10 protein-coding genes are annotated in these 12,877 nt (G+C 38.3%); 5 read left to right on the top strand and 5 right to left on the bottom strand.

What is annotated here, in order from left to right; translation table 11 throughout:
• Positions 1-99 precede the first annotated feature (99 nt).
• Together FBB35_RS29290 and FBB35_RS29285 are read right to left on the bottom strand one after the other, a co-directional pair.
• Positions 100-1,491: a cytochrome P450 gene (locus FBB35_RS29290; RefSeq protein ID WP_174712557.1), complete on the bottom strand. Its 1,392-nt coding sequence runs from the start codon at positions 1,489-1,491 to the stop codon at positions 100-102.
• A gap of 275 nt (positions 1,492-1,766) precedes the next feature.
• The gene (locus tag FBB35_RS29285; RefSeq protein WP_174712556.1) at positions 1,767-2,732 is read right to left on the bottom strand and encodes a terpene synthase family protein; all 966 of its coding nucleotides are present in this window, start codon (positions 2,730-2,732) and stop codon (positions 1,767-1,769) included.
• Positions 2,733-3,321: 589 nt separating this feature from the next.
• On the opposite strand from FBB35_RS29285, the gene FBB35_RS29280 reads away from it, so the two are divergent.
• From FBB35_RS29280 to FBB35_RS29260, 5 genes are all read left to right on the top strand, one after another.
• The gene (locus FBB35_RS29280; protein ID WP_254625722.1) at positions 3,322-4,644 is read left to right on the top strand and encodes a response regulator; all 1,323 of its coding nucleotides are present in this window, start codon (positions 3,322-3,324) and stop codon (positions 4,642-4,644) included.
• Between the two features lie 176 nt (positions 4,645-4,820).
• The gene (locus FBB35_RS29275) at positions 4,821-5,972 is read left to right on the top strand and encodes an FIST signal transduction protein (RefSeq protein WP_174712555.1); all 1,152 of its coding nucleotides are present in this window, start codon (positions 4,821-4,823) and stop codon (positions 5,970-5,972) included.
• Between the two features lie 6 nt (positions 5,973-5,978).
• Complete coding sequence (locus FBB35_RS29270; protein WP_174712554.1) at positions 5,979-7,028, top strand: sensor histidine kinase; 1,050 nt, start codon at positions 5,979-5,981, stop codon at positions 7,026-7,028.
• Positions 7,029-7,386: 358 nt separating this feature from the next.
• Positions 7,387-7,929 carry a methanogen output domain 1-containing protein gene (locus FBB35_RS29265; protein ID WP_174712553.1) on the top strand — a complete coding sequence of 181 codons (543 nt, stop codon included), beginning with the start codon at positions 7,387-7,389 and terminating at the stop codon, positions 7,927-7,929.
• A gap of 84 nt (positions 7,930-8,013) precedes the next feature.
• Positions 8,014-9,384: an ATP-binding protein gene (locus tag FBB35_RS29260; RefSeq protein WP_174712552.1), complete on the top strand. Its 1,371-nt coding sequence runs from the start codon at positions 8,014-8,016 to the stop codon at positions 9,382-9,384.
• Positions 9,385-9,491: 107 nt separating this feature from the next.
• Here FBB35_RS29260 and FBB35_RS29255 read toward each other — a convergent pair whose 3' ends face one another.
• From FBB35_RS29255 to FBB35_RS29245, 3 genes are all read right to left on the bottom strand, one after another.
• Positions 9,492-11,093, bottom strand: a complete 1,602-nt coding sequence (locus tag FBB35_RS29255) for an NAD(P)H-quinone oxidoreductase subunit N (protein ID WP_174712551.1) — start codon at positions 11,091-11,093, stop codon at positions 9,492-9,494.
• Positions 11,094-11,410: 317 nt separating this feature from the next.
• Entirely contained in the window at positions 11,411-11,683 is a 273-nt protein-coding gene (locus FBB35_RS29250; RefSeq protein ID WP_174712550.1) for a hypothetical protein, read from the bottom strand.
• Between the two features lie 61 nt (positions 11,684-11,744).
• Positions 11,745-12,803 carry a WD40 repeat domain-containing protein gene (locus FBB35_RS29245; RefSeq protein WP_174712549.1) on the bottom strand — a complete coding sequence of 353 codons (1,059 nt, stop codon included), beginning with the start codon at positions 12,801-12,803 and terminating at the stop codon, positions 11,745-11,747.
• Positions 12,804-12,877 lie beyond the last annotated feature (74 nt).

The raw sequence follows: 12,877 nt of genomic DNA, 5'->3' as shown, positions 1-12,877 counted from the left end.
GTTTTGCTCTGCTCTAGCTAACATACAATTCTAAAAATCCCGTTTGTGACAAAAACTGAGTGATTTCTTAAGACTCATCCAAACAAGTTTAACAAGCTACTAGGATAGGGGTGTATTTGCCATATTCACTAAAGACTCTTGAGGTACACGTCGCCCTGTAATTACCATCTTGACTCCACTAGCAGGTGCGAGAGTAAAACCTCGACGCACAAGTCGCTCAGGTTGCTGATTAACTAGCACTAGCTGATAACGTGATAGGATCGTTTCCAATACTAGTTTGATCTCAAATAAGGCCAAAGCCTCACCAAGACAACGACGGACACCACCACCAAACGGCAGAAATTCATAGGGAGAAAATTGGCGTTCTAGAAAACGTTCTGGTTTAAACTGCTTAGGTTGGGGATATAAATCTTCACGTTGATGAGTCAGATAAATACTAGGAAGCAATACTGTTCCAGGCTCTAAAGAATGTCCCAAGAGTTTAACCGGTTCTTGTACTACCCTTGGGAAAGAGAACAGTAAAACAGGGCTAATTCGTAAGATTTCATTACAGACAGCCGTAAGATATGGCAGTCGATAAATGCTCATAGGGTCTGGGGAATCACCTAGAGTGTCCAGTTCTTGGAGCAGTTTTTCATGAACTAGAGGCTTTTTGTGAATCCAGTACAATCCCCAAGCCATTACAGATGCCGTAGTTTCATAACCACCAACTATTAGAGTTATTAACTGATCGCGCAATTCATGATCTGTCATTAATTGACCAGTTTCATCTTGAGCTAACATCAGCATAGAGAGGATATCAACACGTTCTGAATTAGGTTTTTGTCGACGTTCAGAAATTTCGGCATAGAGCAATTGATCTATTTTCTCCCGATTACGCAGAAATTTTCCCCAAGGACTCCAAGCTCCTAAATCCTGTTGCAAGAATGGAAGAAAGAAAAAACTAGAAGTAATAGGTGAATGAGATAAATCTAACAGCAATGGTAGTAAATGCTTAAGTTTTTGAAATCTTTCTCCCTCATCCAAACCTAATACAACGTGTAACATAACTTGAAGAGATATTTCTTGTGTTATGTTACGAGCCAAAAATGGCTGATTTAGTGGTAACTGACTAAAAACATTTTCAGTCAGATTACGGATTTGCTGACCATAGCTTTGCATTCGCTCTCCATGAAAAGAGGGCACGATCAATTGTCGTTGTTGTTTATGACGACTGCCATCAAGTATAAGAACTGAATTTTTTCCTAACCAAGGTTCAGTAATTCTATTGAATTCACCAACAGCTAGAAATTTCTTTCTATCATTCGTTAAAATTTCTTGGATTGCCTGAAGATCATTCACAATTACTACAGTATCCCCAAAGCCAATTATCCTACTAGTAAAAATGTCGGGATATTGTTGAGCTGCGTTTTCCACGTAGCCAACGGGGTCAGTAATCCACTGAAGCTTTTGTAGCCAAGAAGGGGTTTTGAGAGGATTCGGTAGTTGCATGTGAATTTTAAGTCCAAACCAAAATCGAAAAATTGTATTAGCGAGGATAAACTCTTAACAGAATAATATGGAGCAATACGGTTCAGTTAAGGATTTTTTCGAGAACCACAGGTTTGTAGAGATATTGCATTGCAATGTCTCTACACTGCCCACAAATTAAGGGTTTTAGTTTTATCTGAACCTTATTGTAATATAGGGTTTATCTATGATAAGTTTTGAGCAAAAATAGGATACCTCTTAGGTATCCTATTTTCTTATAAATACAGAGCGAGAATTTATTGATTTAACTCTAAGCTTTCTATAGTTTCATAGCGACCAGAGTGATAATACCAATTGAGATTGGCAGATATCCAGCTATGTAGTCCTGATATATATTTGGCAAGTTCAACATCTAAGTCCTCTCCAAAAGATGGAAGAGATAATTCAAACTCTTCCAAACGATGTACTTCTTGATCGTGCATTTCGCTAGTCGCAATAATTGCTTCTTCTAAAGAAAGTTTTTGTTGCTGGTGAATTATCAAGACTAAATTATGAACATCGCCAGTTGACATCTCTCTATGTACGGAGAAAATATCATTACACCAAGCAAGGATGTTAATTGCCATCAATTTTAACTCTTTCATCACCTCATGATTTCGGAGAGAATCAGGAATTGTTAAATAATTGCAAAATTCCATTAATGCAAGAAAAACGTACCCACCTAAAGTTGACCTACGTATCAGCATATAACTGTCAACATCGGGTGTAATTCCCTGTGCGCGGTTAACTGCTTCTTGAACACAGCCATCAAAATAGCCTTCATAGCGATCAACAAAGTAATGAAACCATTCTTGACTGCCTGTTTTAAGTATGCGTTGTCGTAAATCACTTAAGGCATAAGCAAGTGGTATATCCTTACTTATGAGTTCTGCACCGTTCAATATTTCCAAAAATCTCTTATGAAAATCTTTAAGAATATCAGGTTGTCTTCCTAAATTTGATAAATCACACTGGTCATCCCAAATAAACGCCCAGCTCAACCAATCATTTGCAATTTTCAGTTCTTCAAGCTGACAGTTAGGATAGGCGTTTGCTGCTAGGAAGAAAAATTTTGATTTGTAAAAACGCTTATAAGATGATTCATTAGCCAGAAGATTGAAGCGAAGAACCCATTCAAGAGAGTACTCTTCTAGAACATCAACATACTTATTGGTCTGTGAGGGAAATGGACAGTATAAACCAGGACAAAGTAATTGATTCATAACAATGTATTAGTTTAAAGTACCGAAAGAATGGGTCGCCCTACCACACAGATAGTAGCTCAATATTATTCTTTAAAGAGTCTTTGAAAAACTTTTAAAAAATTTATATTTTAAAACACAAAAGTTTTATTTACGCCACTACATAATAGTGTGTAAACACATATAAATATTTCAACAGTCATCTACATACTTTTATTAAAAATAAAAGTAGCCACTTCTGTGTGTCTTGATGAGCAATATGGTTGACTAACTGAAAAAGTTAACTGATGGGTATCAACAATGTAACTTTAGCACTACATTTCTAAAAAGACAAGGGTAATGATGACTAATTTTAGAGGAATCTCCCTCTTTTAAAAGGATCTTCAACTCTGGAGAAGTGAAGATTTGTAGTTGATGGCCATGCTGTAGCGATCGCTCCTGTAGTTGCATAGAGCAATTTAGCGTGAAAATGTTGCTGTTATCAGAGTTTTTGGGAACTATATGGTTGTCAGAGGATACATTTGCCAGTCAGTCTGCAAAATAAGGGTGACTTAGCTGCGATCGCAGCTAATAATAAACAATCAAGAAGGAGTTAAATTAATTTAAATATATGAATTACAAGCCATATCTGCAAATGCTCAATCTCCCAGAAGATAGTTTAATTTTAGTGGTAGATGATACTACTACAAATTTAGGTATTGTCTTTGAAATATTGACTAATTTCGGCTTTAAAGTTATTACAGAGAATGATGGAACTAGAGCAATTAAACAGGCTGAAGAGAATCTACCTGATTTAATTTTATTAGATGTAATGATGCCGGGAATAGATGGATTTGAAACTTGTAAAAAGCTGAAAGAAAATTCAGTTACTTATGATATTCCAGTAATTTTCATGACAGCTAACTCTGATACTGATAGTAAAGTAAAGGGTCTAAATATAGGGGCAGTCGATTACATTACTAAACCATTTCATGAAGAAGAACTACTTGCTAGAATTAAAACCCATCTGCAATTACGAAATCTTACAAAAACTTTAGAGAAACGAGTTGTAGAAAGGACAGCAGCGTTGTCTAAGGCATTAAAAGACTTACAAGAGTCTCAACTTCAGCTTGTGCAAACAGAAAAAATGTCTGCCCTTGGTCAATTAGTAGCAGGAGTTGCTCATGAAATTAATAATCCAGTTGGTTTCATTCATGGCAATCTCGGACACGCTTCAGTATATTTCCAAGATATGGTTAATATTATTAGCCTCTACCAGCAACACTATCCTAATCCAGTTCCAGAAATTCAAGAGGAAATTGCAGCGATAGATTTGAAGTATATGCTTTCCGATCTACCTAACTTAATTTCTTCAATGAAAGAGGGTGTTCAGCGCATTCGTAATATTAGTATTAGTTTAAGAACCTTTTCTCGCGCAGATAGCGATCGCAAAGTTTCTTGCAACATTCATGATGGCATTGACAGCACAATCATGATTCTCAAACACCGTTTAAAAGCATCTGAGGATAGACCCAATATTGAAATAATTAGAGATTACGAGAATTTGCCCGATTTAGAATGCTTCATCGGACAACTGAATCAGGTATTTATGAATTTATTAGCTAATGCTATTGATGCTTTAGAAGAATCTAATATAGGACGGACTTATATTGAAATTGAAGCAAATCCTAATCAAATTTTGATTCAGACCGCTCTTACTGAAGACAATAATCATATTTTAATTCAGATTAAAGATAATGGGGTAGGAATGCCGCCTGATGTCCAGCAAAAAATCTTTGACCACTTATTCACTACCAAACCTGTGGGCCAAGGCACAGGATTAGGATTATCAATTGCTCGGCAAATTGTTGTAGAAAAACATGGAGGAACCCTTGAGGTAAATTCAGCACTAGGAGAAGGTTCAGAGTTTCTCATTAAACTTCCCATTTCATAATCATATTAAGTAGCGTTATAAAAATCTTAGAGATTCTTTTTGCCCATAGCTTGGTTGAGATTAGCAATAGGCTATCTAGTATTTTCATTGGAAATTAATAAATCAGTAAAATATCTCTGACATTTGGGAACTATAATCTTGTAGAAAAATCATTCTCACTCAATATAGATAAATTTATGTTTAAAACAGTAGTTGGTCACAGTAACGATCCAGATTCTCTATCAGCAGTTGACGAAGTTATTCAGCAATGTATTAGTTCCCTTGTAGGAGATATACCAAAAGCTGGGGTTCTTTTTTGTGCAATTGACTTTGAATATTTTCTCATTTTGCATCAAATTCACCAGACTTTTCCAGGGATTGAGTTGATTGGTGGAACAACAGATGGAGAAATTTCTTCCGTCTTAGAGTTTCAGCAAGACTCAATTACCTTAATGTTGTTTTGTTCAGATGAAGTTGAAATTTATGCAGGAGTTGGACGCAAAGTTTCAGGCGATCCACTTGCTGTAACTAAGCAAGCTGTAGAGCAAGCCAAAGCAAAAAGTACTGCAACTCCAAAGCTATGTTTAACTCATCCAGAAAGTCTGACAACTAGTGGTGTATCTATATTGAATGGCTTAAAGTTAGCTCTTGGCGAATCTGTGCCAATATTTGGTGGTTTAGCAGGCGATCAGTCTAGGTATCAAAATACATATCAATTTTTTCAAACAGAAGTATTAAGTGATTCTGTACCCATTCTGATTTTTTCGGGCAAAATATTGTTTTCTCATGGTGTTGCAAGTGGTTGGCATCCCATCGGTCAAATAAGCCAAGTGACTAAGGTAGATAAGAACATACTCTATGAAATAGATAGTAAGCCAGCTTTAGATTTTTACCATCATTATCTAGGTTTACTTCCTCCTTCAATGGAATATCCTCTAGCAGTATGGGATCGGGATGGAGACAATTTTTATATCAGAGCGCCTATTGCTTACAATCAGGAATCTGGTAGCATCACCTTTTTTGCAGATATTCCCGAGCGAGCTGTGATTCAAATTGCAGAAGCAGGTTATGAAGATATTTTGGCAGCTTCCAAAGCATCATTCATGAATGCTTTAGATAATTATCCAGGTGTAGAGCCCAGTGCTGTTTTATTTTTTTCATGTGTAGCTCGTCGGCAAATACTTGGTACGAGAGCAAAAGAAGAATACCAGAATACGAAACTCTGTCTGGCGCATCATTTACCTGGTTGTGGATTTTATTCTTATGGAGAAATTGCTCCTATAGATCGAATCAGCCAGACACAATTCCACAATGAAACATTTGTAACTTTAATTTTGGGAACTCGGTAAAAGCTGATGGAAATTGTGGATTGCCAAAAAGAAATTAAAGAACTAAAAAAAGCAAATAGAATTCTCCAAAAGCAATTAGAGCGTTCTGAAGCAGATCGGGTTAAACTAGAAGAGACAAATGAAAAGAAAGAATATTTGCTCAGGAAAGTAATTGATGAATTAAAGGAATATCAAAGCAACTTAGAAGAAAGAAGTCATGAACTAGAAGTGATGCTTCTTAATCTTCAGATAATGCAGAATAAAATGTCTAGTTTGGGAAGTCTTGTTGCGGATGTAGCTCATGAAATTAACAATCCAGTTGGCTTTATAGCAGGTAATCTGACTCCGGCTCAAGAGTATATTCATAATTTGTTACATCTGATTGACCTCTATCAGGAAACTTATCCTCAAGCATCCCAAGAAATTCAAGAAACAATCAAAGTGATGGATATAGACTATGTCCGTGAGGATTTACCTAAGCTTATTTCATCAATGAAAGAAGGTACCGATCGCATATCTAATATTAGCAATAGCTTGCGAACTTTCTCTAGAGCAGATACAGAACAAAAAGTTCTATTTAACATTCATGAAGGTATTGAAAATACTCTTCTTATTCTCAAGCATCGTTTGAAAGGGAATAAGATTCGTCCTGCTATTCAAGTAGTTAAAAACTATAATGATCTTCCTCCTTTACTATGCTTTCCAGGACAATTAAATCAGGTATTTATGAATCTATTGGCAAATGCAGTTGATGCTTTAGACGAATCTAATTATGGATTGAAATTTGATGAAATCAAGAAAAATCCTAATCAAATTACAATTCATACTGCTACTATCAAAACTCAAGATATAAATTACGCTTTGATTAGAATTCAAGATAATGGCGTAGGAATATCGGTTGATGTTCAGCAAAAAATGTTTGGTCATTTATTCACAACTAAACCTGTGGGAAAAGGAACAGGATTAGGATTATCAATTGCCTATCAAATAATTGTTCAAAAACATAGGGGAACTCTAGAAGTAAAATCTGTGTTAGGAAAAGGTTCTGAGTTTATCATCAGTATTCCCATTTCTTAAAATAGTAAATATATCAGTTTTTTAAACTAATTTAAGTAGAATTTTTTTTAATGCTTCCTGATTAATAATTTATTACGTTTTCAGAAAAATAAAATTAATTTATGGAAAATAGAAAACTTTGATCGTGATTGCAAGCAAGGTGATTTATTTGTAGTATGAGAATGGGATGTAAGCTAGTAGATACCTTGTAAGATCGGCAGAGGTTGCAACGACAAGATTCAAAATTTGTAATCATCATTACAATTAATTAGCAACATAAGTAAGTACCAAATTCTCTAAAGAAAGATATCAAACAGTTACTTTATGGTTTTTTTGGGGAACTCTATAACTGTAGTTCCAATATTGTGTCCTCCAATTTATGACGAATGCACTCGATCGTTCAATCGCTACCCTTAATCTTTCTTTAGAACGCGATATATTTTTACGTACATTAATCAGAGAATTGTCTGGCACTTTACAGGATGTAGTTGGCTTAGAAGAAGCTTCTGGATTTATTAGTGTGGTTGGTGAAAGGATGGCTAAACAGCTTGACCAAGATTATAAATCTGCTCTGGAAGTTTCCAAACTTTCCCGTAAGCAAGTCGCTGATGTCTTGATTGATTTAAAAAGACGAATCCAGGGCGATTTTTATGTAATTGAGGAGGATGATGAAAAAATTGTCTTTGGCAACCGTGTCTGCCCATTTGCGGAAAAAGTGCTTAATCGCCCTGCCATGTGTATGATGACTTCAAATGTCTTTGGGACGATCGCAGCTAATAACCTGGGATATGCGAAAGTAGAATTGCAAGAAACCATAGCACAAGGTGCTTCTGGATGTAGAGTTATTGTTTATCTAAAACTCACAGAAGAGGCAGAAGACGCAGAAGGTCGAGAATATTTTAGGGGACTAGAATCTGTGTAAACCTTTCATCACTAAATCAACCGTAGGATACAAGCTTGAGTGCAGATATGTAAATTAGAATCGAACCCTGAAATTGGAATCCCTATGACTCCTGAACAATTTCTTGAATTTGCCAGAGTTTTACCAGAACCTTTACTCCTGGTAAATGGAGAGGGCCAGTTGTTAGCTACCAATCAACCAGTAGCAGATATGCTGGGCTTACGCCGTCAGGAACTGCGGCGAAAAATGCTCTTTGAACTTGTTACTCAGTCTACTGACGATGTTGTAAAGTACCTGCAAGCTTGTTCATGTAGTAGAGCAATGGTGATTGGCTCCTTAACCTTACGAAAGAATGATGGACAAACGCTAATATGTCGTAGCCAAGGAGCCGTTATTCAACCTTGGTCTCCTGAATCTTCAGCTTTAATTCTCTTACGTTTAGAAAATAGAACTTTGGCTAGCAGTAATTTTGTTCTTCTAAATGAGAAAATAGATGAGTTAGCAAAAGAAGTTCAAAGACGTAAACAAGCGGAGGAAGCGCTTTGGGAAGCAAATCAAGAGTTAGAAATTCGTGTTGAGGAACGTACAATTGCTTTACAAGAAACACTAAACGAACTACAATTAACCCAAACTCAGCTTATCCAAGCTGAAAAAATGTCTAGTTTAGGCCAAATGGTTGCGGGTATTGCCCATGAAATAAATAACCCCGTCAGTTTTATTCATGGGAACCTTCACCATGCCCATAAATACACTCACGATTTACTGAAATTGGTGCAAATTTATCAACAAGTTTGTCCAAATGTTCCTCCGGAAATTCAACAGGAAATAGAAGAAATAGAATTAGATTTTCTGATTCAAGATATAACTAAACTTTTCCAGTCAATGACAGTTGGAACAGAGCGAATTCAGGAAATTGTTAAATCATTACGTAATTTTTCGAGACTGGATGAAGCAGAACTTAAAAAGGTTGATATTCACGAAGGAATTGATAGTGCTTTAATGATTTTGGAGCATCGACTGCAAGCTAGGCATGAGTACCCAGAAATCAAAGTCATTAAAAAATATAGTCAATTACCCAATGTAACTTGCTATCCTGGTCAACTTAACCAAGTGTTTATGAATATTCTTGCCAATGCCATCGATGCACTGGAGGCGCTGGCGGTAAATTCACAAACAACTGACAATCAAAGGCTGAACAATAATAATCCCCAAATTCAAATTCAAACTGAGGTAATCGATGACAAATGGATAACGGTTAGTATTGCTGATAATGGTTTAGGAATAAATGAGCAAGTTCGCTCAAAGGTATTCGATCCGTTTTTCACTACTAAATCAGTAGGTAAAGGCACGGGATTAGGGCTATCTGTAAGCTATCAGATTATAGTTGAAAAACATGGCGGACAACTTAGCTGTTTTTCTATTCCAGGAGAAGGCGCAGAATTTGTTATCAAGATACCTGTTAACTCAGTTTATTGAAAGAGACAGAGGGCAGTTTTGCCCCACCAGTAACTTGTATGACAAACGCCTGTCTGCTAATTAGCAAACAGGCGTGTTTGTGATTACAAAGTTGGGTTGAAACTCGGTTAAATCTTAGCGGTAGAATCAACTGAGGGTTGAGACTGACTAACCGAATCTAACTTTGGCAGCAGTAGATTTTGTGCTTCTACATTACTGTTGATTGTTGCTTGCAAAAATGGGGTATTGGAGATGGAATTGTTCGCCAATGTAAACAGAGGATTTGACAAAATCCCTGCTAGAGAAGTGGCAATTAATGTGATTACCAACCCGACTTGCAAAGGTCTTAGTCCAGGCAAATCCCAACGCACTTGTGGATAATTCTTTACTGCGTCAGACATTTCATGGGGTTCTTTTACTACCATCATCTTAACTACGCGAATGTAGTAGTAGATGGAGACGACGGTGGTAACTAAGCCCAGCAAGACTAACCAATAAAGTCCTGCTTGCCAACCAGCCCAGAATAAGTAAATCTTGCCGAAAAACCCAGCCAATGGTGGAATACCACCCAAGGAAAGCAGGGCAATACTCAAACCCAGTGTTAAGAGTGGGTCTTTTTGATATAAGCCGGAGTATTCGGCAATCTGGTCGGTTCCTGTCCGCAGCGAGAACAGGATGATGCAGGTAAAGCCGCACAGGTTCATGAACAAGTAAACCAGTAGGTAAAAAATCATACTGGCATACCCGGCTTGTGTTCCAGCAATCAAGCCAATCATCACAAACCCAGCTTGGGCAATGGATGAATAAGCTAGCATTCGTTTCATGCTGGTTTGAGCTAGGGCGACTACATTGCCCAAAATCATGCTGAGAACGGCTAGAGCAGTGAAGACAAATTTCCACTCGTCTGCAACCAGAGGGAAGGCTGTTGTTAGTAAGCGGATGGCTAGGGCAAACCCGGCTGCTTTGGAACCAACAGATAAAAAGGCGATGACTGGGGTGGGAGCGCCTTCGTAAACGTCTGGTGTCCACTGGTGGAAGGGTGCGGCGGAGATTTTGAAACCAATACCTGCGATCGCAAAAACCAAGGCAATCACTAAACCTAAGGATTGTCCCACTTTCGCTGTGGCAATACCATTAGCGATCGCACTTAATTCAGTTTGTCCTCCAGATAGTCCATACAGCAGTGATACACCGTACAAAAATACTGCTGTGCTGGAAGCTCCAATTAACAAGTATTTCAGCGCTGCTTCATTGGAGCGAGGATCGCGCTTGGTATAACCTGTCAACAAATAAGAGGAAATACTCAGGGTTTCTAGGGAGATGAAAATCATCACCAACTCACTAGCCCCGGATAGAAGCATCCCTCCTAAAGTAGCACTCAGCAAAATAGTGATGAATTCGGCTAAAGGAGTACCGCTCTGCTCGACGTAGCGAATTGACATCAGTATCGTCACAGCCGCAGACAAGGCAATGATGCCACGAAAGACGATACTCAGGTCATCACTATTAAAATCACCGGTAAAACCGATGGGATTAGGAGAGTCCCATTGAAAATATAGGGCGACAATGGAAGCAAATAAACCTGCGATCGCTAGATATCCAATCCAGCGTGCGGATGTACGCCCCAAAATCAAATCAACAATCAAAACCCCCAAGAGGGTGAGAATAACAATCCCCTCTGGTAAAATCGTTCCAGCATTTAACTGGGATGCAATATTAGCAAAATCCATGATATGTATAGGTTTTGGCGATTAGACATTAAGGCTAACTCTGTTCACTCTAGCAAGTTTTCTAATCCCCAGACTAGCTGTTTGAACAAGAGCTTAACAGCTTGGGTGCAGATAGCGATTGCACCAACTTCACTAGCTTACCAGCAGGTTTCTCACTATTTAGGGATTCACCTAAAAAATTTCCTACTTGTTTTTTAAGGCATGACCTTAATTAAATAATGATGCCGTAGGCGATCGCTATCTATAAAAAGCTCATTAATAATTAATAAGAGCACAGCATTGCTGTGCCCTGATCAGATTCATAACTTCTAACTTTATTAAAAACCAACTGATGGCAGCTTACCTTGTAGCGACTGAAATTTAGACTGAACACAGTTTGTACAATTGCAACCAACTCCATCGCTAATTGGATTGGATGTTTGAATCAAGTTCAGTATTGTCGGTTCAGGAATTTGTTGTGTAGATACTACGGTAGTAATCTGTGTAGTATCTAGAGATTTTAGGCTGGATGCGTTTGCTGGGTTAACTACCAGCAAAATGGATACCAGGAGTGTAGAAAAAGCCAGTAAAACCAGTTTGACTATGTTCATAAATTTACACAAAAATACCTTTGGTTATACAGCATAACCAATAAATTACCGAGGTTCAACTTTAACTACGCCCGAATCCTTGACCCCGTAAAACCTTTGACCAAATAACTAATTCGCCTTGATCGCCACCTGCGGCCAGGAACTTACCTTGAGGATGCCAAGCTAGGCTAGAAAAACCTCCTGAGACACCTGTGATAATTTGAGATACTTCCTTGGCTTGCTTCCACAAACACAACCAGCCGTCAGCAGCAGTAGAAGCGAGAAGGAAGCTTTTAGGTGCAAAGGCGATCGCATTAACCACACCCACATGATTTGTTAATACTCGTGCTTCCCAACCTAAATTATCATCCTCTAGCTTTTCCCATACCACAATACCTTCAACGCTGGAAGATGCCAATATTGGCGCACCTACTTTAGTCATAGCTTCTGACCATGCCAATTGGCGAATTTTACCAGGGAAGCCACGCATTACCCACGGGTCGGGATTGTTCCATTCCAAAACGGTAACACTACGATCCATGTTGCCAGATGCCAGGAATTTACCATCGGGCGACCAAGCCATAGCTAAACTGACAGTAGTCATATCTAGGCTGTATGGTTCTTCATCCCAGTTGTGACTATGCCAAATCTTGACTCCCTTGTAACCACCAATGGCTAAGTATTGTCCGTCAATTCGCCAATCTATACCCAATACTGAAGAGTTGTCGAAATTCAGCGTCACGACAATTTCATGAGTATCTGCATCCCAAACTTGGACGTAACGCCCCAAACTAAAAGCCAGTTGATTGCTGGTGTAATTCCAAGCTAGCTTGTCAACCCATGCGGGGGCATTTTCCAAGGTGGTGATTAATTGAGTATTCTGCCAAATTTTTACTTGTCCATCCTGTCCGCCAACAGCTAAAAATTTTCCATCTGGTGAAAAAGCTAGACAGTCTACTGATTTACCATTACCAGCTTGTAAAGTTGTGAGTTCGCCATCATTCCACAGAACTACTTCACCGGCGGCGGAAGTTGCTGCTAAAGTTTTACCTTGTGGCGACCAAGCGATCGCAGTTACATAATCTGAAAGTGTCCCTGAATAGTGTTGTTCAAATTCCTTAGATTTGGTTGTGGAGTTCATATTTATTGGGTACTGGTGACTAGGGACTAGGGACTGGGGACTAAGGACTGAATTCTTCTCAATCCCCAGTACCC

The organism is Nostoc sp. TCL240-02, assembly GCF_013343235.1.
GTDB lineage: Bacteria > Cyanobacteriota > Cyanobacteriia > Cyanobacteriales > Nostocaceae > Nostoc.
Note: the sequence above shows the minus strand (reverse complement) of the source record. Positions and strands in the feature narration are given on the sequence as shown.